The organism is Clostridium sp. MSJ-8, from assembly GCF_018918325.1.
In the GTDB taxonomy this organism is placed as follows: domain Bacteria; phylum Bacillota; class Clostridia; order Clostridiales; family Clostridiaceae; genus Clostridium.
The window spans coordinates 45,625-71,191 of record NZ_JAHLQH010000013.1 but is presented as its reverse complement, the minus strand read 5'-3'; the positions used below and the strand labels follow the sequence as shown (position 1 = coordinate 71,191).

The 25,567-nt window shown below is 29.4% G+C and carries 34 protein-coding genes and 1 pseudogene; 3 read left to right on the top strand and 32 right to left on the bottom strand.

The features are described 5' to 3' along the window. Positions 1–103 precede the first annotated feature (103 nt). Positions 104–1,030, top strand: coding sequence for an alpha/beta fold hydrolase (locus KQI77_RS02555; protein ID WP_216388053.1), 927 nt, complete (start codon positions 104–106; stop codon positions 1,028–1,030). A 208-nt stretch (positions 1,031–1,238) separates the two neighbouring features. Here KQI77_RS02555 and KQI77_RS02550 read toward each other — a convergent pair whose 3' ends face one another. Beyond that, positions 1,239–1,727, bottom strand: coding sequence for a deaminase (locus KQI77_RS02550; protein WP_216388051.1), 489 nt, complete (start codon positions 1,725–1,727; stop codon positions 1,239–1,241). A 114-nt stretch (positions 1,728–1,841) separates the two neighbouring features. After that, positions 1,842–2,810: a biotin synthase BioB gene (gene bioB, locus KQI77_RS02545; RefSeq protein ID WP_216388049.1), complete on the bottom strand. Its 969-nt coding sequence runs from the start codon at positions 2,808–2,810 to the stop codon at positions 1,842–1,844. Positions 2,811–3,140: 330 nt separating this feature from the next. Here bioB and KQI77_RS02540 point away from each other — a divergent pair, with 330 nt between their 5' ends. Continuing rightward, positions 3,141–4,307, top strand: a complete 1,167-nt coding sequence (locus KQI77_RS02540; RefSeq protein ID WP_216388047.1) for an iron-containing alcohol dehydrogenase — start codon at positions 3,141–3,143, stop codon at positions 4,305–4,307. Between the two features lie 175 nt (positions 4,308–4,482). On the opposite strand, the pseudogene KQI77_RS02535 reads toward KQI77_RS02540, so the two are convergent. After that, positions 4,483–4,767 (bottom strand): annotated as a pseudogene (locus KQI77_RS02535) (FAD-dependent oxidoreductase); the annotation flags it as partial. A 27-nt stretch (positions 4,768–4,794) separates the two neighbouring features. Between KQI77_RS02535 and KQI77_RS02530 the strand changes: the two are divergent. Then, positions 4,795–5,178, top strand: a complete 384-nt coding sequence (locus KQI77_RS02530; protein ID WP_216388043.1) for a helix-turn-helix domain-containing protein — start codon at positions 4,795–4,797, stop codon at positions 5,176–5,178. A gap of 4 nt (positions 5,179–5,182) precedes the next feature. Here the strand turns inward: KQI77_RS02530 and KQI77_RS02525 are convergent, their stop codons facing one another. The 29 genes from KQI77_RS02525 to KQI77_RS02385 form a co-directional block, all read right to left on the bottom strand. Next, positions 5,183–5,419: a hypothetical protein gene (locus tag KQI77_RS02525; protein WP_216388041.1), complete on the bottom strand. Its 237-nt coding sequence runs from the start codon at positions 5,417–5,419 to the stop codon at positions 5,183–5,185. A gap of 103 nt (positions 5,420–5,522) precedes the next feature. Continuing rightward, the gene (locus tag KQI77_RS02520) at positions 5,523–6,470 is read right to left on the bottom strand and encodes a GH25 family lysozyme (RefSeq protein ID WP_216388040.1); all 948 of its coding nucleotides are present in this window, start codon (positions 6,468–6,470) and stop codon (positions 5,523–5,525) included. A gap of 40 nt (positions 6,471–6,510) precedes the next feature. Continuing rightward, positions 6,511–6,744 (bottom strand): hypothetical protein, encoded by a 234-nt coding sequence (locus tag KQI77_RS02515; protein WP_216388038.1) that lies wholly within the window; start codon positions 6,742–6,744, stop codon positions 6,511–6,513. Further along, on the bottom strand, positions 6,745–7,017 hold the full coding sequence (locus KQI77_RS02510) for a hypothetical protein (protein ID WP_216388036.1): 273 nt from the start codon (positions 7,015–7,017) through the stop codon (positions 6,745–6,747). 8 nt (positions 7,018–7,025) lie between these two features. Then, positions 7,026–7,163, bottom strand: coding sequence for an XkdX family protein (locus tag KQI77_RS02505; protein ID WP_216388034.1), 138 nt, complete (start codon positions 7,161–7,163; stop codon positions 7,026–7,028). Continuing rightward, positions 7,156–7,479, bottom strand: a complete 324-nt coding sequence (locus tag KQI77_RS02500; protein ID WP_216388032.1) for a hypothetical protein — start codon at positions 7,477–7,479, stop codon at positions 7,156–7,158. Before KQI77_RS02500 ends, KQI77_RS02505 begins: the two co-directional genes overlap by 8 nt. Before the next feature lie 3 nt (positions 7,480–7,482). Then, on the bottom strand, positions 7,483–8,454 hold the full coding sequence (locus tag KQI77_RS02495; RefSeq protein ID WP_216388030.1) for a hypothetical protein: 972 nt from the start codon (positions 8,452–8,454) through the stop codon (positions 7,483–7,485). After that, positions 8,455–9,387, bottom strand: coding sequence for a hypothetical protein (locus KQI77_RS02490; RefSeq protein WP_216388028.1), 933 nt, complete (start codon positions 9,385–9,387; stop codon positions 8,455–8,457). It abuts the gene before it with no gap. Positions 9,388–9,391: 4 nt separating this feature from the next. Further along, a complete protein-coding gene (locus tag KQI77_RS02485) occupies positions 9,392–10,531 on the bottom strand; it encodes a siphovirus ReqiPepy6 Gp37-like family protein (protein WP_216388026.1) in 1,140 nt (379 codons plus the stop codon). Positions 10,532–10,536: 5 nt separating this feature from the next. Beyond that, a complete protein-coding gene (locus tag KQI77_RS02480) occupies positions 10,537–11,400 on the bottom strand; it encodes a phage tail family protein (RefSeq protein ID WP_253289309.1) in 864 nt (287 codons plus the stop codon). Continuing rightward, on the bottom strand, positions 11,393–13,534 hold the full coding sequence (locus KQI77_RS02475) for a phage tail protein (protein WP_216388024.1): 2,142 nt from the start codon (positions 13,532–13,534) through the stop codon (positions 11,393–11,395). Before KQI77_RS02475 ends, KQI77_RS02480 begins: the two co-directional genes overlap by 8 nt. 36 nt (positions 13,535–13,570) lie before the next feature. Then, complete coding sequence (locus KQI77_RS02470) at positions 13,571–14,167, bottom strand: bacteriophage Gp15 family protein (RefSeq protein WP_216388022.1); 597 nt, start codon at positions 14,165–14,167, stop codon at positions 13,571–13,573. Continuing rightward, on the bottom strand, positions 14,167–14,502 hold the full coding sequence (locus KQI77_RS02465) for a hypothetical protein (RefSeq protein WP_216388020.1): 336 nt from the start codon (positions 14,500–14,502) through the stop codon (positions 14,167–14,169). Before KQI77_RS02465 ends, KQI77_RS02470 begins: the two co-directional genes overlap by 1 nt. Before the next feature lie 12 nt (positions 14,503–14,514). Further along, positions 14,515–15,012, bottom strand: coding sequence for a hypothetical protein (locus KQI77_RS02460; RefSeq protein ID WP_216388018.1), 498 nt, complete (start codon positions 15,010–15,012; stop codon positions 14,515–14,517). After that, the gene (locus KQI77_RS02455) at positions 15,013–15,438 is read right to left on the bottom strand and encodes a chloramphenicol resistance protein (protein WP_216388016.1); all 426 of its coding nucleotides are present in this window, start codon (positions 15,436–15,438) and stop codon (positions 15,013–15,015) included. Then, positions 15,435–15,794, bottom strand: a complete 360-nt coding sequence (locus tag KQI77_RS02450) for a minor capsid protein (protein WP_216388014.1) — start codon at positions 15,792–15,794, stop codon at positions 15,435–15,437. Before KQI77_RS02450 ends, KQI77_RS02455 begins: the two co-directional genes overlap by 4 nt. An 8-nt stretch (positions 15,795–15,802) precedes the next feature. Beyond that, a complete protein-coding gene (locus tag KQI77_RS02445; RefSeq protein WP_216388012.1) occupies positions 15,803–16,120 on the bottom strand; it encodes a DUF6751 family protein in 318 nt (105 codons plus the stop codon). A gap of 9 nt (positions 16,121–16,129) precedes the next feature. Next, positions 16,130–16,414, bottom strand: a complete 285-nt coding sequence (locus tag KQI77_RS02440; protein ID WP_216388010.1) for a hypothetical protein — start codon at positions 16,412–16,414, stop codon at positions 16,130–16,132. Between the two features lie 12 nt (positions 16,415–16,426). Next, entirely contained in the window at positions 16,427–17,428 is a 1,002-nt protein-coding gene (locus KQI77_RS02435; protein ID WP_216388008.1) for a N4-gp56 family major capsid protein, read from the bottom strand. A 17-nt stretch (positions 17,429–17,445) separates the two neighbouring features. Then, on the bottom strand, positions 17,446–18,081 hold the full coding sequence (locus tag KQI77_RS02430; RefSeq protein ID WP_216388006.1) for a DUF4355 domain-containing protein: 636 nt from the start codon (positions 18,079–18,081) through the stop codon (positions 17,446–17,448). 176 nt (positions 18,082–18,257) lie between these two features. Then, positions 18,258–18,470, bottom strand: coding sequence for a hypothetical protein (locus KQI77_RS02425; RefSeq protein ID WP_216388004.1), 213 nt, complete (start codon positions 18,468–18,470; stop codon positions 18,258–18,260). A gap of 62 nt (positions 18,471–18,532) precedes the next feature. Beyond that, entirely contained in the window at positions 18,533–18,775 is a 243-nt protein-coding gene (locus KQI77_RS02420; RefSeq protein ID WP_216388002.1) for a hypothetical protein, read from the bottom strand. Further along, positions 18,741–19,973: a phage head morphogenesis protein gene (locus KQI77_RS12925; RefSeq protein WP_253289308.1), complete on the bottom strand. Its 1,233-nt coding sequence runs from the start codon at positions 19,971–19,973 to the stop codon at positions 18,741–18,743. The genes KQI77_RS02420 and KQI77_RS12925 overlap by 35 nt, the downstream gene beginning before the upstream one ends. After that, positions 19,966–21,342, bottom strand: coding sequence for a phage portal protein (locus tag KQI77_RS02410; RefSeq protein WP_367397267.1), 1,377 nt, complete (start codon positions 21,340–21,342; stop codon positions 19,966–19,968). Before KQI77_RS02410 ends, KQI77_RS12925 begins: the two co-directional genes overlap by 8 nt. 13 nt (positions 21,343–21,355) lie before the next feature. Then, complete coding sequence (locus KQI77_RS02405) at positions 21,356–22,426, bottom strand: hypothetical protein (RefSeq protein WP_367397266.1); 1,071 nt, start codon at positions 22,424–22,426, stop codon at positions 21,356–21,358. Between the two features lie 196 nt (positions 22,427–22,622). Then, positions 22,623–23,396, bottom strand: a complete 774-nt coding sequence (locus KQI77_RS02400; RefSeq protein WP_216388000.1) for an endonuclease domain-containing protein — start codon at positions 23,394–23,396, stop codon at positions 22,623–22,625. Positions 23,397–23,588: 192 nt separating this feature from the next. After that, the gene (locus tag KQI77_RS02395) at positions 23,589–24,287 is read right to left on the bottom strand and encodes a hypothetical protein (protein ID WP_367397265.1); all 699 of its coding nucleotides are present in this window, start codon (positions 24,285–24,287) and stop codon (positions 23,589–23,591) included. Positions 24,288–24,303: 16 nt separating this feature from the next. Beyond that, complete coding sequence (locus KQI77_RS02390) at positions 24,304–24,717, bottom strand: DUF3775 domain-containing protein (protein ID WP_216387998.1); 414 nt, start codon at positions 24,715–24,717, stop codon at positions 24,304–24,306. Between the two features lie 313 nt (positions 24,718–25,030). Then, a complete protein-coding gene (locus KQI77_RS02385) occupies positions 25,031–25,447 on the bottom strand; it encodes an IS630 transposase-related protein (protein WP_216387996.1) in 417 nt (138 codons plus the stop codon). Positions 25,448–25,567: the final 120 nt, after the last annotated feature.

Sequence of the window (25,567 nt, the reverse complement as noted above, 5' to 3'; positions counted from 1 at the left end):
TTTCTCGTTTTTACTATTCAATGTCGCTCACTTAATATCTTGACACTTATAGAATAAAAAATTACAATTAGTTCATATTAAAAAATACAAATGAGGTAATATTATGAAAATTGATCAATTTAATTTTAAATCACACGATATGATTAATAATATTCATGGAAAAATATACATTCCTCAAGCAAATATAAAAGGAATCATACAAATAGTTCACGGTATGTGTGAATATAGCGATAGATACGATGAATTCTCTAAATTCTTGTCATTAAATGGTTTTATTGTCATTATACAAGATAACTTGGCCCATGGTAAATCAGTTAACAATCCAAATGATTTAGGCTATTATTTTAATGTAGATGGTAGTACAGATATGATTGAAGATATTTATACTGCCTATTCTATTGTTAAAGCAAAATTTAATAACCTACCTTACTTTGTAATAGGACATGGTATGGGATCATTTTTAGTACGATCATATATATCTTATTATGTTAAAGATGTAACAGGTGCAATTCTAATTGGAACAGGTGCAAAAACAAACCTTGCAATAAAAACAGATTTATTTTTTGTAAAAGCTATTAGATTACTTCGTGGACCAAGATATAGAAGTAAATTCTTAAACAAAATGATATTGGGAAATTTAAACAAAAAAATAGATACACCTTCTCAATTCTCATGGTTATCTGTAAATCCTGAAAATGTAGCAAAATATGAAAAAGATCCATTATGTAATTTTATATTTACAACTAACGGATTTATAACATTATTAAATTCAATTTTGCGTTGTGAAGATATAGCAACCATAAACAACATTCCTATTAAATTTCCAATTCTTCTAATGTCAGGGCAAGAAGATCCTATTGGCAAGTATGGAAAAGGAGTTAATAAAGCTCTTAAGGCTTATAAAGATTCAGGAATAATTGATGTTACATTAAACTTATACGAAGATGATAGACATGAAATATTAAATGAAATAGATAGGGCTGTAATATATACAGATATATATAATTGGATTATTAATCACATTGAATAAAAGCTTAACTTAAAAAAAATTAAGTTATCATTAATATTGTACTATACCAAACCTTGGTTAATCAACAATATCTAGCTAACTTAATTTTTATTTTTGCCTTTAAAATATTTATAAGGTCTTTTCCATGAAAATGTTGAAATTATAATATATGATGTTATCCAATAAAAATTTCAACACGATTATGGAAAAGACCTTATATTTTATTAACTTAATATCCAAAAACACCTTCTAATGATTCATCATCATCTATCCATTGTGATACATTTATAACTCTATAATCATCTTTAGTATCTCTTATTACTACTTGTTCAATCCCTGCATTAATAATTATTCTCTTACACATAGAACAACTATTAGAATTCTTTATGTATTCTCCTGTTGAAACTTCCTTACCAACTAAATATATTGTGCCACCTATAAGTTCTTCTCTAGCTGCACTTATTATAGCATTTACTTCAGCATGTACGCTTCTACATAATTCATATCTCTCACCTCTAGGAATATTTAACTTCTGTCTTACACATGTTCCTATATCTGAACAATTTTTTCTTCCTCTAGGTGCGCCTGTATAGCCTGTTGATATTACTTCATCATTTTTTACCACTACTGCTCCATAATGTCTTCTAAGGCATGTTCCTCTTTGTGATACTACCTCTGCAAGGTCTAAATAATAATTTATCTTATCTCTTCTTTTCATCCTTATTCCCTCACCAAAAATTATGATTATTATAATTATTTCTTACAATTTCAATATATATTTTAACATATATTGAAGTAATTAAACATTATTTTTGATTATTCTAAGGATCATCTAGCTTAAAAGTGCTACTTCGTAACCTAGTTCTTTTAATATTTCCATATCATCATCTATTGATATACCTGTTGTTGTTGTCATATCTCCAGATATAGCTGCATTAGCTCCTGACTTAAAACATTTTCTACCCTTATCTTCTAGTAAACCTCTACCACCTGCAAGTCTTATTGCACTATCTGGTATTAAAAATCTAAATATTGCAACTATCCTACACATTTCGTCATTTGTTAAGACTTTATTATTTTCCATAGGTGTTCCTTTAATTGGATTAAGCATATTAACAGGTATAGATTTTACGCCTAAATTTCTTACTTCTAGAACCATGTCTATTCTGTCTTCCATAGTTTCACCAATACCCATAATTCCACCACTACATACTTGAAGTCCTGCCCTTTTTGCAGCTTTTATGGCTTCAATTTTATCTTGTATTGTATGTGTTGTACAAACATTTGCAAAATTTCTCTTAGATGTCTCTAAATTATTATGTACTCTTGTAAGTCCTGCATCTCTTAACTTAGAATATTGTTTTTCATCTAATAAGCCAAATGATGCACATATAGATAATTTAGTTTCTTTTTTTAATTTTTCTATACTCTTGCAAACTTCATCAACTTCATCTTCATTCAATCTCTTACCTGAAGTAACTATAGAATATCTAGGTACTCCCTTAGATTCATTATACTTACCTTCCTTTAATATCTCTTCTCCTCCTAATAATGAATATTTAGGAGAGTTTGTTTGATAAAAAGATGACTGAGCACAGAATTTACAATTCTCAGAGCATCTTCCGCTTTTACCATTAATTATTGTGCATATATCAAACTTATTAGAACAAAAATGTTCTCTTATTTCATCTGCTGCTTTGCATAATTCTTCTAAAGGTGCTTCTACAAGTTTCATTGCATCTTCCTTGCTTACTTCATAACCACTTAATACTTTTTCTTTTAGTTCTTTTACTATAGACATTTTTTTAACCTCTTTTATTTTTTAATTTTTATTACTTATTCCATCATTATAGATATTTATTACAAAAATAACTTTTAAAAGGAGTATACTAAAAATGTTTTTAATTGTCAACCTATATCAATATCTTCGGTTTACAATTCTTTGTACATTATTATTATTTTCCAAATAACATTTAAAATAATTAATGAAATAAATAGTTGAAATTAAAGTCGCCATAACGATTAAATAACTAAAGTTTACTATTTGTTAACTATTTTTTAAAAGGATTACTTGAATAAAACTAGAATTTTAACATATACTATAAAATGTGTATTTTAGGGAGGTTTGATTATGGCAAGATTTACATTACCAAGAGATATTTATTATGGAAAGGATTCATTAGAAACACTAAAAACTATAAAAGGTAAAAAAGCCTTTGTAGTTGTAGGTGGTGGATCTATGAAGAAATTTGGTTTTCTTCAAAAAGTAGAAGATTATCTAAAAGAAGCAGGAATAGAAGTTCAATTATTTGAAGGTGTTGAACCAGATCCATCAGTTGAAACTGTTATGAAAGGTGCAGAAGCTATGAGACAATTTGAACCTGATTTAATAGTTGCAATGGGTGGAGGTTCTCCTATAGATGCTGCAAAAGCTATGTGGATTTTCTATGAATATCCTGATTTTACATTTGAGCAAGCAGTAGTTCCTTTTGGACTTCCTGAACTTAGACAAAAAGCTAAATTTGTAGCAATACCATCAACAAGTGGTACAGCAACAGAAGTAACTGCATTCTCAGTTATAACTAACTATACAGAGAAGATTAAATATCCATTAGCTGACTTTAACATAACTCCAGATATAGCAATAGTTGATCCTGCTCTTGCAGAAACTATGCCACCTAAATTAACTGCTCATACAGGAATGGACGCATTAACTCATGCAATAGAAGCATATGTATCAACTGCTAACTCTAACTTTACTGATCCTTTAGCTATAAAAGCTATCCAAATGGTAAATGCTGAATTAATAAAATCATATAATGGAGATGTTGAATCACGTGATTTAATGCATCAAGCTCAATGTTTAGCTGGAATGGCATTCTCAAATGCTCTTCTTGGAATAGTTCATTCAATGGCACATAAGACAGGTGCAGTATTCCATATTCCTCATGGATGTGCTAATGCAATCTTCTTACCATATGTTATTCAATATAACAGAAAAGCTTGTGAGAGTAGATATGCAGACATTGCTCGTTCTATCAATCTAGCTGGTTCAACTGATGCTGAACTAACAGATTCATTAATTGCAAAAATTAACGATATGAATACAGCGTTAAATATACCTCATACTATGAAAGAATATGGTATTGAAGAAGCTGACTTTAAAGCTAATCTAGAATTTATAGCACATAATGCTATATTAGATGCTTGTACAGGCTCTAACCCAAGAACTATAGATGATAAAACTATGGAAAAATTATTTGAATGTACTTATTATGGTACTAAAGTAGATTTTTAATATAATCTATATTTAAATAATTATTATCACTTTCATATGGTATAAATAAAAGAAACATCCAATGTTATTTTAATTAATATTATAGTTACTAATTTACGAAATTATAATATTACATTATAAAATAACATTGGATTTTTTCATTACACCAAAACTCCTGCTTATTTTCTATACAATTTTAGCATAACCTTTGATCAAATATTCCATCTAGGTTTAATCTTGTTATTTTTTTTCTTATATCTTTTATATCCATTGAATATAAGCCTAGTTCCTTCATTCGATTAAAATATACTGATCCAGCAAAGGTATATCTCTTCTTTTTACCTTCACTAGTTTTTGACTGAGTATTTTCATAAGAAATAATGTCTCCAATTGCAATAGATGTAGGTAAAATAAGAAGCGATAATCCCATTGCAAGTCTAACAGCATTATGTCCTGCTAAGGTTCCAGTGCAAATTGCTTCTGCTCGATATTCGAGTTTGACATCAATATGAATACTTTATTTTATTCTGATATTAACTGTAATACACTATATGATAGATACCAAAAAGCTAAATTATTATCTGGATTAACTCAAAAAGAATTGTGTAAATTAACTGGATTAAGTCGATCTACAATAAATGATTTTGGTAAAAAAGATTTTGCATTATCTACATTAAAAAAACTATTAACTGTATTAGATAAAAATATTTTATGTGATGATTATTGTAATTTCATTTTAAATCAAGGTTATAATATAAAAAAATTGATTAATAAATATGGAATTAAAAAATTATCCACATTGTTATGTGTTCATAGTTCTACAATAGAAAGATGGAGAGATGAGAAATATCAAATTAAAATTGCCATTTATAAAAGACTAGAAAAACTCTAGCCTTTTATACTTTCCACTTATGGCCACAATTTTGGCAAACAGCAAAGCTTTTAACTTTTGTTTTTACCTTCTTAGGTTTAAATATTGCTACTATTAATTTTGGAATAGTTAGGAATACCCATAACATTAAATCTATAAACCAACCAAAACAAAGCCAATATATTACTCCGTGATGTTTATTTTTTACTATAGATACTGCCTGTACATTTACGTTATTACTTCCACACTTTGGACATTGCATACCTATCACCTCTCTTAAGTAATATTTCGTATCCAATTGTGTAAACTTTATAAAGTGTCTAAAAAGACCAGGAGCACTTACACTCCTGGTCCATTTCTTGGTATTATGTATTAACCCCATACTGTTTTAAAATAGCTTTTAGAGTATTAGCTCCAACTATCCCATCTACACTTAGATTATGCGATTTTTGATATTCCATTACTGCTTGTTTAGTGGAAGGTCCAAATATTCCATCTACTGTACATTTACCAATACGAATTTGCACCCAAGCCACTAAGTCATTTCTACTTCCGTTTTTTAATATGACACTATTTACTGCATTGTTGCTTTGTACTCCCCATAAGCCATCTACAAGAATATTTTTATTGTATGATTTATTATATGCACTTTGAAAATCTCTTAAATGTGTATTAAATACTATTTTATTAGCTTTGTTAGTAGTAGCTACATTAGTATTAACTGTAGCCTTGCTATTAAGCTCTACACTGCTTGTAAAGTTATTTAAGTCTATTTGCCCATTATACCCTTCTATTTTTCCTGTACCTGTATATTGATGTCCTACGAAATTACTCCATACATAATTAGGTTTAACAGTTTGAGATTTGTTATAATCTGCAATCCAACATTTATAACTGCTCAATCTTTTATCTAAATAACTATTGGCAAATGAAGTATAAGTATACACAATACAATCTATATTACTTAATTCCTTGAACTTTCTAAGAAACTGTAAAGCTCTATCTGTTACTTGTGTTTTACTTCTACCTAGTGTGTTACTCTCTATATCTAATACTGGAATTAAAATATAACTCTTATCCTTTATAGCATTATAGAAATCTATAGCTTGTTGTGATGGATCTGTTTTTTCTGACATAAAGTGATAGAATCCATAAAGTTTATTAGTAGTTTTTACTTTATTATAAAGAGCTATAAATGATGGATCTACATAATTTACTCCTTCTGTAGCTTTTATATAAATATATTTTATAACATCTGGTATCTTACTAAATTCAATATCCTTTTGGTACATACTTACATCTATTCCGTTCATTATTAATCATCTCCTAAAACAATAAGAGTAGGCATTACACCTACTCTTTATCCTTTAACTTATCATATACTCCAGGAATATATCCTGTTGTACTTTCTGTTGGATCATTAAGCAATCCCAATAAAATTAAAATGCTACATATAGTTTGTACTATTCCAATAACCTTATCGGAATCTATATTTAATCCAAATTGTACTAATAAACTAACTATTAATGCCGCTAAACTTATTATTGTACCTTTGTTATTTAGTCTTTTTAAAATAGATTTTATCATTTAATCAACACTCCTTTTCTCTAAAGTATCAATTCTGTGATGAGCTGACTTAGTACTTTCCTCAAGCTTAATTACTCTGTCATTTAATGTAGATAACTTTCTATTAGTTTCTTTATTATCTACCCTAATATCATCTACTCCACGTTGTATATATTTAATATCCGCCTTCAAAGAGCCCTCTCCCTCGTTGTCTTTTCTCTTGTTCCTAGCAAAACCTAAAACACCTACTAGGCAACCTACAATCGCTATTATTAAAGTAATGTCTATTTTCATATGCCCACCTACTTATAATCTTCTCCAGTAATAAATTTAAATTCAGATTCTGTTAGTACACCATATTTAACTAATTTTTTCAAGTCTTCCTTAGTTGCGATTTTCATATCATAGAATAATTTATAATATTTACAGTTATTACTCATTTGTATCATTTCCTTTCATTAATAATGCATTTATTTTATTTATTTCTAATTTTAATTTAGATATCTCTGTATCGTGGTCCATATCTTTCATAACAAACATCATTAAGCTTGAACTTACTGTGTCTTGTAATTGTTCTAACTCTGTTTTGGGCTTATCTCTAAACACTGCTATGTGGTCTGCACTAGAAGTATCGATATGGTCTAAAACTTTGTTATCTGGTACTGTTACTTCTAAAGAATAAAGGCTACCAACTATGGCAGCCTTGCTTGAAGTTTCATTTATTAAATTTCCGTTATCATCATATATTGCTAGCATTAATTACACCTCCAACTTTTTATAATGATCTGATTTTTTATATTCTGTTATTGTATTGTATATCCCATTTTGGAACGCAATATAAAAAGTGTCATCAATACAATAACAGCTAGAAATACCTGTTAAATCCACATTATCATTTACTGTTGCTATTTTTTTGTCACAACTTTCAGAAGATACCACAATTTTATAGATTGTATTGTCACGTATTCCTATAATGTTTTCTTTATATAACAAAATTGAGACATATTTAGAATTAGATTTATTTATTAGACATCTATTCTCTAAATCTATAATAATTAGACGGTTGGAAGGCCCCACAAAAAAAATAAATTTATTAGAGCACAAACAGTTTTGAGATTTTGCTTCCACATTAAGAGTTACATTAAATGATTCTTTAGTAAACTCTTCTTTATTAACAATGCTTACAGTCAAAGTAGACGACGAAGATGACAGGGCATAAACACATCTATCATTAGCTGTATATATCGAGTTAAATAAAAGAGTTGAAGTAACAGTTCTATCTTCTACTGATATTTTTATCAATCTATTATCGTTAACTATATATATACAGTTTCCTGTTTTATCCATCAGTTTTGTGTAAGAACTACTCAATCTTATACTTCCAAAATCAACATCCATTTTTACATTTTCATCAGTTGAAAAATCATATTTATATAATGCCATATCTGTTTTGCATATATAGTACAACACTGTACTCTCATAATCGTAACATACCCCATTAGTGTCATGCGTTGTATTAATTGTTTTTTCTATACTCATATTTATTTTGTTTACAACAAAGACCTTTGTTGAACCAATACATAAAATATTGTTTTCATCATAATCAAAAATCTTAACAATATTTTCTTGTGTGTAACAATAATCTTCAAGATTAATCTCCTTATCCATAACAGGAAAATAACTATCACCCTTATAGTCCATAGTAGCATTTAAATAAAATTTTTCTGCCATCTAATCACCTATCCTTTCTAAAAATAAATTTCCATTTTCTATCCCCCACTTAAATTCATTGTTAGTGGTTTTGTCTATTATTTTTCTTTTACTTAACTCGCTGTTCATAGTATTTTTAACACTATCAATTTGATTTTGTAAATTCCCAGCAGCATCAGTACTTAGTTGGTCTTTTATATGGTTAAACCAATTTGTAAATTCAGTACTCCAATCATTTGTATTAGTTCCAAACCAAGTATTAAATTTATTTAAAAAAGCTGTTGTATTAGTGTCATACCATTTTATAAACTCTTCTTGCTTTTCTTCTGTCCACCTAGTAAATTCATTTTGTTTTTCTTCTGTCCATTCTGTAATATCTTTATTATATTTCTCTTTGTTTTCATTTAGCCAAGCTTCAAATTGATTAAATATTGTAGTAGTATCCACTTGGTCTACTACTCCATGCACAACTCCACAATAATCATTATTTAATCTTAAATCTGTTATGTCTCCCTGAGTAATAGTTGTTGCTCCAGCTCCTATATAAACTTGTGCTATTCCTAACTCATACATATCACTATCCCTTTGCAATGTTTCTGCTTTGGGACTACTAGCAAATGTACCTTTTTTTACATAAGTTTTAATTTCTCGATTGGTAAAATCCAATCTTAAAACTATTAAATCTACTCTATTAAGTACCCCATCAGCTACAGCTATTGTCTTAACTAATTTAGTTGTATTTTCGTAGTAATAACCATTTATATAGGCTTTACCAACATCTATGCTTATAGTCATATCGTTGTTACTAAGCACTTGCAAATTGCTACTTGGATTAGGAAACACTCCATTTCCAATAAAACTTGAAAAGTATTTAGCAAAGTCTTCAGCTAAGTATTCTCTATCATAAGAGCCGTCTGAGGCTTGTACAGAATTAAAAAAACTACTTTTCTCCATAAGTTTATCTCCTTTCTAATTGTTTTAGCTTTGTTAATAAATTAGGAATATTATTCCCAAAGGTAGGTACAATTTCTACCTTACCTTTTTCATATGTTTCTTCTATTTCAGTTATTCTAGTATCTAACTTTATTCCTAAATCTTTATCTACTATAGTAACTATATCTCCCAAATCATAATCAACCTTGTACACATTATTAGCATCTGTATTAATTGTTCCTTCAAAAGTTTCAATTTTCTCATATTCAGCCAATTTCTCGTTACCACGTTGCAATAATAAAGGCTCATATTCACTCCACGGGATTTCAACATCCTCTGTTGTTGTATTACCTTCGTCATCCATTACTTCTTGTTGTTCTGTATCTTGTATATCTCGCGCATCAGTGTATATTTCAAATCTATCTAGTTCTTTATAATTATTTCCAACAATAGTAGTTTTTCTAGCATTGCCTTCTCCAGCTCCTGCTATAAGAGTTGTATTTTTAAAATTAGAGTTATCTTTTATATAATCTTCTGTAAGTATATTCTCCATATCTAAAGAGAATATTGTTGGAGATATGGCACTTTGATTAACACTTCTGTCTATACCTTTATAAACCTCAAATGCTAAGTACCTTGCCCCTTCCCTAGTGTTTATTCTTACTCTATACCCAAAGTTTTTAGTGTTACATATATCTGTTAACAAATCTGTAAGATTACTATAGCTATCTTGTTTTGAAATAGCATCTGTGTAATTAGTAGATATTATTTCTAGTGTAGGAATTATTCTATTAGAGTTGTTCGGAGATATACAGTTATCTTTAACAATTTTCTGCATTAACAAATCAACTCTTCCAGAGTGTTTTATTGTTCCCCAGTTAATTCTTCTAGATAAATAAGAAGTAGTAAGGTTTCCATTTACCACTAAACTCTTCTCTCCTTTATCAGATACACTGTATTCAATATGTTTAATTATTCCACCTTCAACATCATCTTTCTTATAAACGATATTTTCATCTTTCATCAGACTAATATTATCTTCTGTTGCAGGGAGGTTTAATTGGAACTTCCCAGGCTCTGTATATTTTCTAGTCCATATAAGAGTTTCAAAATTATCTATAACTCCTAATAAATCTAAATTCTTATCTAGTATATATAATTCCATAGACATCACACTCCTAAATAACTTGGATTAAAGTATATACTTACTTCCATGAAGTTAAATCCATCATCAGCATTATGTCTAAATAAATTATCTCCTACAGATAACTGCAAGAATGTACTGTCTATATCTAGTAAATTCATTATTTTAGTTTCGGCATCATTATTTATTTTAATGATGCTTTTACGACCTACATTTGTATTAACTTTTATCGTTTCGCCAGCACTCATTGTTGTGTTAATTTTAATAAATTCCCTAGTATTAATATTAAAAAGACTAGGATTCTTAACTGAACCTAGTGCTCTAAATTCTATTATCATGCCAGTTTCTACATCGCCAGTATTATTTATATTAGCTATTAAACTTGGTTCTTTAACTCCCATAATAATCTTATTATCAGAATTGCATATTAGTGGAAAATGAAAAGCACCTCTCCACAATGCAATATCCAGCTTACTTTCTGCAACATCTCTTAAATAAGGCTCTGTACATAATAATTCAACTTCAAAATTTAATTTATCATTAACATTATCAATTTTGCTTTTAAAATCAGATATATTATATTGAATAGATTTTTTTCTTTTAGAGTAATCTATAACCAATGTTCCTGTATTTTTGAAATTAAAAAAAGAGAGTAATTTGTCCCTCTCATTTTCAATATCTGCAAATTGATATTCTGCTTGTATCGTTATTGTTCTTTTATCAGCTCTATTACTATTAATATAACTGCCATCATAATGAGCATTAGAAGTTGTACTTATATCAAGCTCTGGATAATCAATTCCATCTATGCTTATTATTTTGTAATTTATATTATTCAATTCAAGAGATCTAGTCTCTTGTATCAATTTTAAATTTATATATCTATCCAAATACTAAATCCCTCCCTGCTTTCTTAAGAGCCCTTGCATTTTCACTTGGAGAACGTTCAGGATTAACTATTGTTACATTTTGAGTAATTCCATTATCATTATTTACTACTTTTGAGGTGTTAATATTAGTACTTCCAACCATACTTGCTGTTGTTTTAGCAGTTTCTATATCTACAGTACCTCGCAACTCTCTATATAAGTCCTCCATATTTCCTACCGCTAATTTATTTAATTCTGGGCTTTCTTTGTCCATTCCAACTCCAATACCTTTAACAATGTTTATTCCAACTACATCCCTAAATAACCTAGAAGGAGAATGTATTCCTAAGAAATCACAGACCTTATCTTTAACATTACCTACTACTTCTTTAGCTTTTTCCCACAACCAACTAGCCATTTGTCCTATGCCTTTCCCTATTCCTTTTATTATATTTACACCAATGTCTGCCCAATTCACATCTTTAAAAGCCTTATTAATAGACTTAATCACCTTAGGAATCTGTGATATTAATTGTGGTATGGCCTGTATAAGTCCTTTTGCAAGTGCTACTAAAATTTGTATTCCAGCCATAATTATCTCAGGCAAATGAGCTGTAAGAGTGTTTATTATAGTGTTAATTATTTGTGGCAGCATTGCCACAAGCTGTGGAATCGCATTAATCACTCCGTTTATAAGTGCTATTAGCACCTTAATACCCATTTGTAAAATTTGGGGTAAGTTATTAGTAATAAAGTTAATTATAGTCTCTATGATTTGTGGCAACATATTTATTAATTGTGGTATAGCTTCCACAAGTCCATTTATAAGTGCCAATAATATTTCACATCCCTGTTGCAATATTTCTGGCAATGAACTAACTAAAAAATTTACTATAGTTTCTATTATAGTTGGCAACATTGATATTAAGTCTGGAATAGCATTAACTATTCCCTCTATTAGTCCTTGTAATAACTGCATGCCCGCATCTAAAATGAGTGGAAGATTTTCTATTAACGTGTTAATTAATTGCATCACACATTGTATAGCTGCAGGAATTAATGTTGGAAGTTGTTGAGCTATTCCATTCGTTAAACTTACTATAATTTGTATTCCCATTTCTAATAGTTGTGGTAGCATTTGCATTATAGCAGTTACAAGTGTTGTAATAATTTGTACTACTAATGGCATTAAAGTTGGTAGCATTTGTTCAACACCATTAACAAGACTTGTTACTAGTTTTATTCCACATTCTATTAATCGAGGCAAAACACTTTCAATTAGTGGTGGTATTCTTTCCACAACTACTGGTACTAAACTATCTATCATTCTACTTATATTATCTACAGTAGTTATAAGTCTACCTTCTAAATTACCTTCTAAATAAGTAATACTAGTAACAAGATTGTTAATTAGCATATCAAAATTATCACTACCACTAGAAATTCCAGTCATAAGATTAGTCCATGCAGCTTTGGTCATATTAAGAGAGCCTTCTATAGTTGTTGCTGCTTCCTTTGCTGTGGTTCCTGTGATATCCATATTTTCCTGAACAGCATGAATTGCTTCAATGACATCACTAAAATTACTAATATCATAATGGATTCCTGTTAATTTTTCAGCATCTGATAAAAGTCTTTGCATTTCTTCTTTAGTTCCACCATACCCTAATTTCAGGTTATCCAGCATAGTGTAGTTTTGCTTTGCGAAACCCTGATAAGCATTTTGAATACTTTGCATATCTGTACCAAACTTATTCGCATTATCACTCATATCAATAACAGCTTTATTTCCTATCTCTGCCGCCTTTTCTGTGTCTCCACCCAATCCTTGTAATAAACTAGCACTGAAACTTGTAACAGTATCCATATATTCGTTAGCGCTAAGACCTGCTGTTTCATAAGCACTATTAGCATATTCCATTACTTTGCTACTTGAATCTTTAAATAACGTCTCTACTCCGCCGGTCATTTGTTCATAAGTGGCATACTGCTCAATACAAGATTTAGTTAATACCCCTACTGCAGTAGTTGCAACCGCTACACTAGCACTAATTGCTTTAAATCCTTTACTTGCAACACTCCCAAGTTTACTAAGTCCACTTTCTGCTCCTGAATTATCAATGCTAGTATCAATAGTAATAGTTCCGTCTGCCATATCCTCACCACCTTCCTAAAAATAAAAAAATAAGCACTATAATAAGTGCTTTATGCTCTCACCTTTCATCAGAGCATCTTCAATTGCTCTAATTTTTTCAACTTCTCCTGTACTTCTTGGAATTTCATATAACTTTTTCATTTTTCTATAGTATGCATTTTGTTCTTTATCTTTAATTTCACTTAAATCCATACTTCTATATTGCATTATTTTAACTATCTTATTATCTTCATTTAGACTTTTAAACATAGCTTTAAACTTCCACCAATGCAAATACTTTATATCTTGCAAATCAACTCCATATTGGCTTAAAAATGCAGAATAGATATAATCATCATCATATTCATAATCATAAATTTTAACGCCCTCACCTTTACTATTATTGTTACTTGATTTAACCGTATCTTTTCCGCATCTATAAAACCATATTATTTTACTAATTGCTTTATTTCTATCTGGAGGAATAATTGGATAATATAAATTAAGAGCTCGTATTACTTTTTCATTATCTTCTAACTCTTCATCCTGCATCATCATTTCAAAAAGCATAGAAATTCTAAAGTCTGTTCTAATTTCATATTCAATTTCATCTATTTCTACAAATTTAGGAATTAAATCAATTAAAATATTCATTATCTTACAACTCTATTTAAGCTATATTTTTTATTTTTTTGTACTTGGAAATCAGAAATTTCTTTACTTATATACTCAACAATATCTACCAAATCATAATAATTTATCTCTCTATCTTTAAATATCTTTTTAACAGCGCCTTCTCCACATATTGTATCAATAGCTTTTTCTAAGAGAATAATAGTTTTTTCAACATTATTTGAATCACTTTTTAGTTCTGCATTTTGTTCTCCTAAGTCCTTAACTCTATTTAAAAGAGATGCACCATATACAACTGTAAATTTCTCTCCAGCTATATCTAGTTTTATATCATTATCACCAAATTGATATCCCATTATCTATCCCTCCTATGCTGGTAATTCTGTAGTAAATTTTTTAGTTGTAGTATCAAAATATCCTTCTGTAAAATCTCCAACAGCATTTAAATTACCACTAACAACAACTGTTTCTCCACCATTACCTTTAAAATCACTTACTTCTACTGCAACTAAAAACTTTCTTGCTGGATATACATTTTCTTTTTCTGTTGGATGGTATAAATCTACTCTTACATAATTCTTTTGTGCATCAGAACCAGTTAAATGATCTCTACCAACTTTATATAAAGACATTACTGCCTTTTCACTAGCGATCATATCAGACTCAAAACCAAAAACTGTTTCATATCCTTGAATTGTAGTTGTAGATGTTTTGTCATTAATATATGTTTTTGAATCTGTTTTAGCACTTGGAGATTCATCTAAAGTATTGAATCCTGCACCCATTAATTCATATTCTTCTGTGCCACTTTTTTCAGAGACATCTAAATAATCTCCAATCATATATCTTTGTACTGTTTGACTCATTTAATTCACTCCTTTAAAATACTTTAAATTCAAATTTATTTGATACATTGCTGTATCTTCTGTAACACTAACAGCATAAGCACTGCTAGTTACTTCTAAGCTTCTAACTTCTACATCTGCCAATAATGGCAATATACCTTTATTATTTTTATCCTCTATTTCATTTGCGAAATCTTCATAAAAACTACTATTATCAATATTCTGTATAATTTCAGCTCCATAAGGTTCCCTACTGCAAAAAGCAAATTGAAATTGCCTTATTGTACTTTCATCCACATATTTTTTTATAATTGGATTACAAGGAATTTCTTCTATAGAAAAATTATCTGTCTCAGAATCTAAATAATTAACATTAATGGCATTATCAAATGTTTTCATACACTCTAAACTACTTATATAATCCCTAATTGCTTCAATTATCTTCATCTACCACTTCTCACCCCACAAAATCTAGCAGTCCTTTCTACTATTTCAGAACCTTTGTTAATCCAACATCTTTTATCCCATCTCTTACCTCTAAGACCACCTTTGTTAGTACCATCAATTCCATTACCAGCATTACCGTAGTATTGCTTCTTTGCATATGGAGCCTTATAAATAATCTTATCTGTCTTTAATTCAATATCCATATCCTTAAGCCTTCCAGTCTTAAAAGGAACATAATTATTAAACTCTTTGGCACATTCTTTAGTAAAAAAGACTTGCCCTCTACCGTTTTTATTAAGACTTCGCTTTAATAATATTTTTTGTGTTGGATCTAATCTTAATCTTACTGTTGCCATAGTATCACCTACTTACATTCAATAGAATATGAATCAAATATGTCGTTGTATTGTACTCCAACAACTGTAACAACTTCATATTCTTTTAAATCACTTAATCTGCTAATATCAATGTCAAGAGTACCTTTAACCACTTTATCACCAGTAGTTAACTCATATTCTCCAGGAATAACTATCATTGTAGTGTAATAAACATTTACACCTTTTCCATCAACACCAGCATTTCTTTTACTATTCCAGTTAACATTTTTAATATTAATTCTTGTATAAGACTGGTCTTTATTAAGCCTATAAACTGTTATATCTGCATTTTGAAATAAAACCATAATTATCACCTACCATGCATAAAATCCACTTTTATTAGGAAGTAAAGCAAGTACTTCTTCTGTAAGATAAGCATTAAATCCAGCACCTTCATTATAAGTTACTGAAATTCCATTCTGGCTTACAGATTTAATTCCTTGTGGTTTAGTAACACTGGTCCTTATATTTTCTGTTAATACTTTTAATGCCAAACCGAAATTATCCTGAATATACTCTTTTGAATAATATCCATTGTAATAATTAAAGATGGCTAATACCGCCATCTCGTTTAGTTCCTGATCAGTATATGTAGCCATCTTATCACCTCACTATGCTTTAATCTTAGCAAGTACAACTTTACTAGAGTTGCTTAAAGCTGTAGCATAATGTTCATCAGCAGAAATATCAGTCTTTCTTGCAAGAGATACTCTAGAAGTTTCTACATTAACATTTCTCTTTAAGCAAATAGTTAATGCTGGAGCATCATCTTCTGTTTCATTATCATTTTGTAACTTAACAATAGGATTGAAATATACTTTTGTAGTAGATTTCTTAACTGTATCACCAACTTTTGCATTTGGTAATGATAGAGTAACATCAGCTAAATTAACTTGTTTAGCCGTAGCACTTGTTGCAACTATGGTTAATGCATCACTGTCTCCGCTTTCACATGGTGAATACCAAGTTGAAAATTCTTTAACTTTTCTTGATGGAACAATTCTAGTATTAGCAATTCTACCAATTTCACCTGTCATTATTACATTCATACCAACACCATATTTATCTGCGCTTGTAAAGTCGCTATCTTTTCTAAGTCTTGTAACTTGTTTAGGATTTACAAACATTACCTTTTCTGTATTAACTTCTTCATTAAATACATCGATAGCATCAACTATTCCAGTATATGCAATTTGTGTTGCTGAACCATCATAGAATAATTGAGCATTATATAGTGCATCCATACAATCATTATCAACTTTAGATGCTATTGATTTGGCCAATTGATTATTAGCTTCTCCCACCGGATTACCATAACTACTTAAAACAGCTTCATCGGTTAATTCAACTGCTTTCATAGCTTTCTTAATAGTTACCTTTGTAGTACTTGCAGTAAGTTTTACAGTTTCAGCTTCTACACCTTCAGCAACATCTACTGCATCCCCAATGTATGCATATTGAGGTATTGTAATTGTATCTCCTGGTTGACCAACTAATGTTTCATCAACTTTAGCAAATGGAGCAACTACTATTTTATTTGGAATCTTTGCAGAAATCATATCTGCCATTACTTCTGGATTTATTAAATCTTCTAATTTTGTTAAATTTGACATTTCACATCATTTCCTCTCTATTTTAATTTATCATATAATTCTTTATTTTCTCTAAACAATTTAAGTTTTTCATTGTATGACATTTTATCAAAATCTTCTTTAGTTAAAGAATTGGCCCCTTGTGAAGCAGGTGGTTTATATGCACTGTCACCTAATTTTTCTTTAACTTTAGAATCAACAATATTATTTATTAGCTTTTCAAAGAAATCTACATCTTCATCAGCTTTAATGTATTTTGCTAGACCTTCATCAAGACCTTTTTCTTTAAGCTTAATAGCATTTTGTTGTATTCTTTCATTTTCCTTTTTCTCAGCTTCCATTGCAGCGAGCTTATCATTAAGTTCCTTTATTTGTTTTTGCTCTTCTGTCATTCCCTCGCCCATTTTAGACTTGTAGTAATCTTCCTGTAATTTTGGAAGTTCTTCTTTTTTGAATTTTTCTAATGCATTAGTTCTTGCAGTTTCAACTGCTTTTTGTGAATAAATATCACAAATACTGTCTCTCCAACTTCTACCTTCTCCATCTTTGCACCAGTTCTCTACTGCATCACGAGTTAAAGGCTCTTGAAAAGACTTAATTAAGCCTTTTACTTCTTCGCTTTCTTGATTTTTATTAATATACTCTGTAATTTCGCTTACATTTTCTATTGCCATAATTAATCCTCCTTACTCTAACACCACTTGGCACTAGAACAATTAATTTTTTGTATAAAAAATAAGCCTGTTTAATGTCTAGTGCTCAAAGACATAATAAAAAGCCTTAGTTTCCTAAGACTTAATTAACTTAAATATTTTAGTTTTTCATTTTAGATTTTACTTTCTTAATTTAATCATCTATTCATAAATTCCTTTAATTCTGTTAAATTCATGTTTTCACAATTTACTATTTCAATATCTGCATCTAATTCAATTATAACTTTAGCAGGCTCATTATGTTCTTTCTCAATTTTGTAATTAGTACAACTATCTAGCTTTACTCCATTTACTGATATATAAGCTATTTCTCTACCACTTTTAAATTTAGCAATTCTTACTCTATCCATAAATTTTCCACTTCCTTAATTTTAGGTATAAAAATAGCACCCACCTTCTAAGTAAGTGCTTATTAAGATTGATAACTTAATAATTCTCTAATCTCATTGTTTTTTACAGCCTTTATAACCTTGTTTATAGCTATAAGTGTACCTTTTTTACCAATGTGTTTATCATTTGATTCCTTAAGTAATTTATATTTATTTGGATTATTTAAAGAAACTTCTATCTTACCATCAAGATTATCTTCATCATATCCATATTCATAAATCACATAATCATTATTTTTTTCTAATAATTTCAGTAAGACAATCATCTTCTCCAAATTCTCCTTTCTCAAATTTTAATTTTCCATACCAATCATATTTTTTTGTTGCTATATTATGTGCCTGTTTATTAGTTAAATTATATCTCTTTTCAAGTCCACTTTCAAGATATTCATGTTTTAACAATAAAATATCTCTATCTTCAAAATTACCATTTATTAATCTTTGCCATGCAACTGACATATCATAATCAGGATCAAGTCGCCTTATTCCATCAAACAATATGTGTTTATCATTATAAAAAATATGATTTTTTATTTTGGATATCACTTTTTCTGAAAATCCAGTATTTTTAGATATTATTTTTATATCATCACTTCTATTTCTAATTAAATCATAATAATCTTTTGCTTCCGTTTCTCTCCTATCGACCCATTCAATATGACCTTTAACGTATTTACCACCTGTTTGTTTTTGTACATCCAACAACTCTGCGTTGCTGCGCCAATTAACATTTACTTTGTTTTCATCATCAACAATATCATAATAACACTTGCACATAGGATGTCTTGGAAGCTCAGGTTTATTTTTTAAATCAAATATTTTTCCATCATCATCCATACATCTGGCGCAGGTGTTACATTTCCTAGCATTATATTTAACTTTTTTAACTCCAGTTTCTTTGCAAAATCTATCAAACGCAGCACTATGACATCTTGAAACTTCTGTTTCTGCTAATCTTTTTGCATTATAGGCAGATGTATTATAAGTGTCCTTGATTTCCTTTGCTATCTGATTAACATTAATCTTACCTCTAAGGAAGTCCTGACATTGTTGCGTAAGTTTTTTTGCAACTTCTTGTTCATTTTCCCACACTCTATCACTGAAATGTTTACCCTTGAAGTTGTCATTTATAATCTTCTCAACATCTTTAAGATTATGGTTATAGGAATAATGTTTATAAGTATTTTTAATGGTATTTTTCAATATGCTCGTTGTATTACTCGTTTCTTGCTTTATATTGCCCCTTGAGAGCTTTATTATTAATGCACCCAATAAACTATACTCTTTATTATAATCCTTCTCAGAAAGGCTCAGAACGTTATCTACAATGGTATAGGTTAAAAGTATCATTGCAATGGCTTTTAATAATTCATCCCTGGACTCTTTTTTCTTTTTATAAGTATCATTAAGTTGCTTATCAGCCTCATTATAAAGACTATCTATAAATTCATCATCTTTATTCATCTATCCCACCGCCAGTATGAGTTATGTTATCTAAATTAACTTGAGGTTCTGCAGCTTTAACTTCCTTATCAATTTGATCTTGTTCACTATCTGAATTGTTGATATTAGGAAGCATTTCACGCTTAGATTTATTACTTAATACTTCGTGTGGTATCTTGGAAATAACATCTGCAATACTTGTAATATCTTGAGGTACTTTAGGAGTAAACTTAATTTTTATTATATTAGTATCATATTGTTTACTTTGTGTAAGGTTTAAAAATCTAAATAAACATTTCAATCTAGTCTTTAAAATATTTATCATAGCCTTTTCATTCATAGCACATTTACTCTCTAATGACTGTAACCTACTACGAAGGGCAATTCCTGATAAATTACTTTGCATTTTCTCATTAGTATCTACATGTGATGTTAATGTATAAATTAAATCCTTAAGATCATCCCTGGTATTTTTAATAAATGTATCATTAATGTTCTTTATAAGCCATTCTGCATCTTGCGTTGACTTATCTTCAAATGCCAGTATACAATTATCTCTTATCACTGGAGTTTCTTTTATTGGATCTCCATTAGAATCAAGTATTTCCTTACCTGCAGCATCTTTTTTAGTTTTTGTTTTAACTCCATATAATTTCATTATTGCATTTCTAAAGTCACTTATTTCAGATACCATATCACTCCAGTTCGTTTCATAAGCATCTTGAATATCCTTTATGGTTGCAAATATAGTCTTGTCTCCCTCTTTATAACCTCTTTTAGTGTTATATTGTACTCCTCCAATAATACCTATTCCAATTGGTACAAAGCCGAAATAATTAGGTGTCATAGGTTCAACCTCAGACCAACTATCATTATAATGATATACACCTTCTTTAGTATAAACATCAATATAATTAGTATTATCTAATTGTTTTTTAAAGCTCCTTAAAAAATACACTATCTCATTATCTTCGATGTAAGCATAACCATCTAATGCACTAACTATCATGTTATGAAAACTAAACTCTTTAGGTTTATCTTCTATCATATAAGAAACTTCATAACATACACCATACTTGACTAATTCTATTCCTAAATTAACATCATGATCTTCATCATTGTTAGCCAAATTATAAGCTATATCTTTAATAACCTCAGTGTTTCCATCAACACTTGTATAAGTAACATCATTTGCAAAGCTATATTGAGCTTCTTCATCAACAAGTTTTTGAACAAAATTAGTTTTAACTATTAGATTGCTTCTACCTTCCATGGGCTTATAGTTTTTTAAACTATCTGTATCACCATAATAATATCGGTTTATTTTATTATAATGACCTCTAACACTTAAGAAGTCATTGTAGCATTTTTGTACTAATTCCAAATTCACTTTATCACCACCTTTATCTATAAATTATTGAAAAATCATGAGTTACTTTTATTTCATCAATTCTTATCCAAAATTCAGATGCAGTATCAGGTGCATCATCATGAACTGAGTATTTTTGACCAGCAAAGTCCATAATCTGCTTATTAAATTCTTCATCTTCACTACAAAAAATAAATTCCCCACGATTTACGTAAGGAATTATAGTTGATATCTTATCATCTTTATTTTTTCTTTGAGATTCATTGATAATTGTAATATTTCTAAATCTTAACTGTGGATGTTCATGTATTCTATTTTCAAGTTGATTTGCATCGGCACCATTAAAAGTATTTTTTTCAATAGATACATGTGTTATATCTGGATACATGACCAGTAAATCAATCATATGGTCTATATATTTATCAAATTCTTGTCTAGCATTAATTTTTGCTAATTCACCTCTTCTACAATATTTAAATCTATCTGTTTTTCCACCAACCATATATGAAGAATAATCATTTTTTCTTCCACTACTTGCAGCAGGGTCTACTATAAGCATACTAGCAATAAAATTATGACTTTCAATTTCTTCTCTAGTTTCTGTTGCCATAGATTTAAACCACTTTTCGCCTATTGCATCAACATCCCCTTGTACCTCTTGCTTAAATGAATTAGGATTTTCATAATAATCAAGAGCTAAATCTAAGCAATCCCAAAACTCAGGCCACAATTTACCAAACTGCATTTCTTTTTCATGTGCATAATAAAACTCTTTAGCATCTTCTAAATGATCAGGATTCTTAAAATTTTTAAGAATGTTTTTAAACCCCAACCACAAGCCACTATTGAAATATTCATCAACATTGTCAATGTCAACTCCACGATATTTTTTAAATTTCCACGTAGGAGATTTAAGTAATCTAGAATAAAAACACTCTTTATGCTGTTGAGTTCCCCATGCCATCATAACAGTACCTTTTTTAACTATCTTACCATTACGTTTTACAGCTCTCTGCTTTGCAAACTTAACATCATCACTGTAACGTTTCCACTTTTTCTCCCTAGCCTCTTCGGTTCGGACGTCATCTTCTGATTGATAATCCATTTTGTTATCGTTAGGCTTTTTATCCTAACTTCTTACTGTCACCAGTAAGTTCGGCATATATTTTCAACCTATAAGGTTGTCAACCACTCGTGGGGATATTTTATTCTACATTGTAGTTTCAATCCCTATGCTCTACGGTGAGCCACACCTTTTAAAATGTGCTTTACCTCGGTATTATCTCAATAAAAAAAGAGCACTATAAAGCACTCTTTAAAATATTATCTATATTATTAATTTCAAAATATGGTATTCTGATTAATTTTATATTATTATCATTGCAAAATTCATTTTTGATTTTATCATGTCTTTTAGTATATTCTAATAATTTGTTAGCTTTATTTTCATCAATCCCACCAAAGTACGCTTTTTCAAAATGTTGTCTACCATCAACCTCTATACATATGTTTTTATCAGGAAGATAATAGTCAAAAGGAAGTTTCCTTTTATCTCTGCATTTATCAAATTTATATTCTTTCTTAAATGATATGTTATTATCATTTAACCATTCTTCTACTTTAATCATACCTTTTGAATTTTGTTTATTATGTTCATTGCAAAGAGGACAACCCTTACGCTTAACTAAGTTAGTCCAATAAGCTTTTTGAAGACCATGGATAGGACATTCAAAAACTATAACTGTTGACCTAGTGTTAGGTTTAGTATATCTTTTGATAAATTTGCATTTCATTTCAGTTTCTACAACCTTCAAAACTTCTTCTATAGGTTTTTGTCTATATTTAGAGTTCTTAATTTTACCCTGCAATGGGAAAGGTTTTTTATTAGAACATGATTGACATAATGTAGTCTTTTTTCTTTTGAAATTATCAAAACTACGTTCAAATTCTTTTCCACATTTACATCTAAATTTTAATTTATCTCTAGCCTTAACATATACAGTAGATAACAATTCACATTCTGAATTATTTTCAACGTATTCTTTAACTTCTTCAATAGTAAGTTTTTTAGACATAACAAAAACACCTCCGATAGCGTAATTCTTTTTCCGAGATATTCAATTTTAAATCAGGGAAGAAATCTCGGAAATTTCTTATCGATAAGGCTCGCGACTTCCTTATCTATCCCATATATTAATTGTACCATATTTAATTATAAAATAACATGAGATTTCCACCGATTTTGGTCGATTTTCATTATGCTATTACTAGCATACGGGACAATTATGTCTATCCAAAATTATTAGGTCGGGACGTACGTTTCTATACTTACGTCCCCTCATGGGGGAGGTACTTGAAATAGCTTCTACAAAAGTTCTATTAGTAAATTCTAATTGAGTAGCATTGCATTTATAATCTTTATTACCATCATCAAGTAACTTTCCAAATGCATTTTCAATATAAATGTTTTCTATAACATTATCTTTAATGTCTTTAATGAATTTTTCTGCAGTAGATCCTATATCAGAACATATTAAAACATAAGTTTTATGTTTATAGACCATAACCCATATACTTGGACCTAAAGTACCAAATGCACTTTTACCAGTACCTCTTGATAAAACACGTCCTAATTGTTCAGGACCATTACCGATAATACTTTCCTGGATATCATGCCACAATTCCTCATGAACATCAGCTATTGGAGCCGCAGCATTATCTTCTTTAGGTAAATAAGTATCTTGTAAAAAATACAAACAAAAAAACTCTAAAGAAATTTGTCCTAGTTGCCATGCTAATCCATGGAACCCAAACAAGTTCTTAGAGTTTTCTAATATTCTATTTTCAGTTAATTCTTCAGCTTTATTATCATCTATACCTATATCAGTATAAGATTTTTTTAAGAAGTGATAAAGCAACCACTTGTTACGTGCTTCATCACTTGGAAACTCATAAGGTATGTTCACTTTATCACCTTCCTTTTTAATTTAAATTTATTTGTAATAATTCACAACCACTTTGCAAATATTTTAAGAGTGGTCTTTTTTCAAGTAAAGTTTGTATTTCCAAATCTTTAGATTTACAACCTTTCTTATCCCAATACTTTCTTTCTATTTCATATTTTTTTACTGGAGGTAAATTATTATTTTTATAATCTCTACCTATATACATTACAACTTTTATTACCTTTAATTCTTCTAAACTTAAAGTTTTTAAGTATTTTTCAAGCTTGTCAATGTGCGAATTCAAAATTTTTACTGCTTCAGTTTTTTCGAATTTTTCAAAATCACTTATTTGTTTTGGAATAGAAGATGGATCTATTTTATTCCTACAAGTTTCTATTTCCATTGCTAATTCAATAGTTTTTTGTATTTGTGTGGCATAGTTTTCTAACATTTGCAACAACTCCCTTCCATAAAATTCAATATTCTACAAACGGAGTTAAAATTCCTCTTTGACTTTTAAAATTTGGTGCAAAAATTGTGTAACTAAGCGACGGCCTCTGAGCGAAAAGCCAAATTAGAACCTACCCACCTTCTCAAAAAAGCACCAATGAATTAAACGGCAAAATTAAAACTTCGCACATAATCTTTATTTTATGCGAAGTTTTTAATATACTTCAAACTTAGTTATATCAACGCTTTTAAGCTTTTGGCATTGCTATTTTAAAAATTATGTAAGTGTAATGTCCACGTATCATAAACACTTTCTATTTAGCAACTCTTAATCTCTTAATGTCGTCTATTTCCTTCTTTAAAGTATTAGTATCCTTTTCTTTGTCTTTTATATCCTTATCATTTGACTCTATTAAAGCCTTAGGAATACCTATAGCTTGATCTAGGATATATTTATTAGCTTGGAATCTAATACGTGTATCACTGCTATTATTAGCTAAATCTAACATATTATCTAAACACTTATTAACATTACCAGTAATTTTATCTCTTGCAGCTTTTCTTAGTGCTTTTCTACGTTCCTCTAACTCAGCAACAACCGTATCTTTGTGTAACCAAGCATATAATGTACTTGGATGTAACTTTAATGTATTTTTTGCGATATCAGTAATACTGTGCCCTAAGAGGATTAAATCTATCATTTCGCTCTGTTCTTTTGTGATTATATTCATAAGCAATCCTCCTTAACTAAAAAAAGAGAGAACCTCGACAAATTCTCTCCTTCTTTGGCTATATTACTATTATAATGCTAATTTTATAATACTAGAATGTATATAACATTAACATAAAAT

Coding starts and splice junctions, on each gene's coding strand:
- KQI77_RS02555 (WP_216388053.1), top strand. CDS start 104: ATGAAAATTGATCAATTTAATTTTAAATCACACGATATGATTAATAAT.
- KQI77_RS02550 (WP_216388051.1), bottom strand. CDS start 1,727: ATGAAAAGAAGAGATAAGATAAATTATTATTTAGACCTTGCAGAGGTA.
- bioB (WP_216388049.1), bottom strand. CDS start 2,810: ATGTCTATAGTAAAAGAACTAAAAGAAAAAGTATTAAGTGGTTATGAA.
- KQI77_RS02540 (WP_216388047.1), top strand. CDS start 3,141: ATGGCAAGATTTACATTACCAAGAGATATTTATTATGGAAAGGATTCA.
- KQI77_RS02530 (WP_216388043.1), top strand. CDS start 4,795: ATGAATACTTTATTTTATTCTGATATTAACTGTAATACACTATATGAT.
- KQI77_RS02525 (WP_216388041.1), bottom strand. CDS start 5,419: ATGCAATGTCCAAAGTGTGGAAGTAATAACGTAAATGTACAGGCAGTA.
- KQI77_RS02520 (WP_216388040.1), bottom strand. CDS start 6,470: ATGAACGGAATAGATGTAAGTATGTACCAAAAGGATATTGAATTTAGT.
- KQI77_RS02515 (WP_216388038.1), bottom strand. CDS start 6,744: ATGATAAAATCTATTTTAAAAAGACTAAATAACAAAGGTACAATAATA.
- KQI77_RS02510 (WP_216388036.1), bottom strand. CDS start 7,017: ATGAAAATAGACATTACTTTAATAATAGCGATTGTAGGTTGCCTAGTA.
- KQI77_RS02505 (WP_216388034.1), bottom strand. CDS start 7,163: ATGAGTAATAACTGTAAATATTATAAATTATTCTATGATATGAAAATC.
- KQI77_RS02500 (WP_216388032.1), bottom strand. CDS start 7,479: ATGCTAGCAATATATGATGATAACGGAAATTTAATAAATGAAACTTCA.
- KQI77_RS02495 (WP_216388030.1), bottom strand. CDS start 8,454: ATGGCAGAAAAATTTTATTTAAATGCTACTATGGACTATAAGGGTGAT.
- KQI77_RS02490 (WP_216388028.1), bottom strand. CDS start 9,387: ATGGAGAAAAGTAGTTTTTTTAATTCTGTACAAGCCTCAGACGGCTCT.
- KQI77_RS02485 (WP_216388026.1), bottom strand. CDS start 10,531: ATGGAATTATATATACTAGATAAGAATTTAGATTTATTAGGAGTTATA.
- KQI77_RS02475 (WP_216388024.1), bottom strand. CDS start 13,534: ATGGCAGACGGAACTATTACTATTGATACTAGCATTGATAATTCAGGA.
- KQI77_RS02470 (WP_216388022.1), bottom strand. CDS start 14,167: ATGAATATTTTAATTGATTTAATTCCTAAATTTGTAGAAATAGATGAA.
- KQI77_RS02465 (WP_216388020.1), bottom strand. CDS start 14,502: ATGGGATATCAATTTGGTGATAATGATATAAAACTAGATATAGCTGGA.
- KQI77_RS02460 (WP_216388018.1), bottom strand. CDS start 15,012: ATGAGTCAAACAGTACAAAGATATATGATTGGAGATTATTTAGATGTC.
- KQI77_RS02455 (WP_216388016.1), bottom strand. CDS start 15,438: ATGAAGATAATTGAAGCAATTAGGGATTATATAAGTAGTTTAGAGTGT.
- KQI77_RS02450 (WP_216388014.1), bottom strand. CDS start 15,794: ATGGCAACAGTAAGATTAAGATTAGATCCAACACAAAAAATATTATTA.
- KQI77_RS02445 (WP_216388012.1), bottom strand. CDS start 16,120: ATGGTTTTATTTCAAAATGCAGATATAACAGTTTATAGGCTTAATAAA.
- KQI77_RS02440 (WP_216388010.1), bottom strand. CDS start 16,414: ATGGCTACATATACTGATCAGGAACTAAACGAGATGGCGGTATTAGCC.
- KQI77_RS02435 (WP_216388008.1), bottom strand. CDS start 17,428: ATGTCAAATTTAACAAAATTAGAAGATTTAATAAATCCAGAAGTAATG.
- KQI77_RS02430 (WP_216388006.1), bottom strand. CDS start 18,081: ATGGCAATAGAAAATGTAAGCGAAATTACAGAGTATATTAATAAAAAT.
- KQI77_RS02425 (WP_216388004.1), bottom strand. CDS start 18,470: ATGGATAGAGTAAGAATTGCTAAATTTAAAAGTGGTAGAGAAATAGCT.
- KQI77_RS02420 (WP_216388002.1), bottom strand. CDS start 18,775: ATGATTGTCTTACTGAAATTATTAGAAAAAAATAATGATTATGTGATT.
- KQI77_RS12925 (WP_253289308.1), bottom strand. CDS start 19,973: ATGAATAAAGATGATGAATTTATAGATAGTCTTTATAATGAGGCTGAT.
- KQI77_RS02405 (WP_367397266.1), bottom strand. CDS start 22,426: ATGGATTATCAATCAGAAGATGACGTCCGAACCGAAGAGGCTAGGGAG.
- KQI77_RS02400 (WP_216388000.1), bottom strand. CDS start 23,396: ATGTCTAAAAAACTTACTATTGAAGAAGTTAAAGAATACGTTGAAAAT.
- KQI77_RS02390 (WP_216387998.1), bottom strand. CDS start 24,717: ATGTTAGAAAACTATGCCACACAAATACAAAAAACTATTGAATTAGCA.
- KQI77_RS02385 (WP_216387996.1), bottom strand. CDS start 25,447: ATGAATATAATCACAAAAGAACAGAGCGAAATGATAGATTTAATCCTC.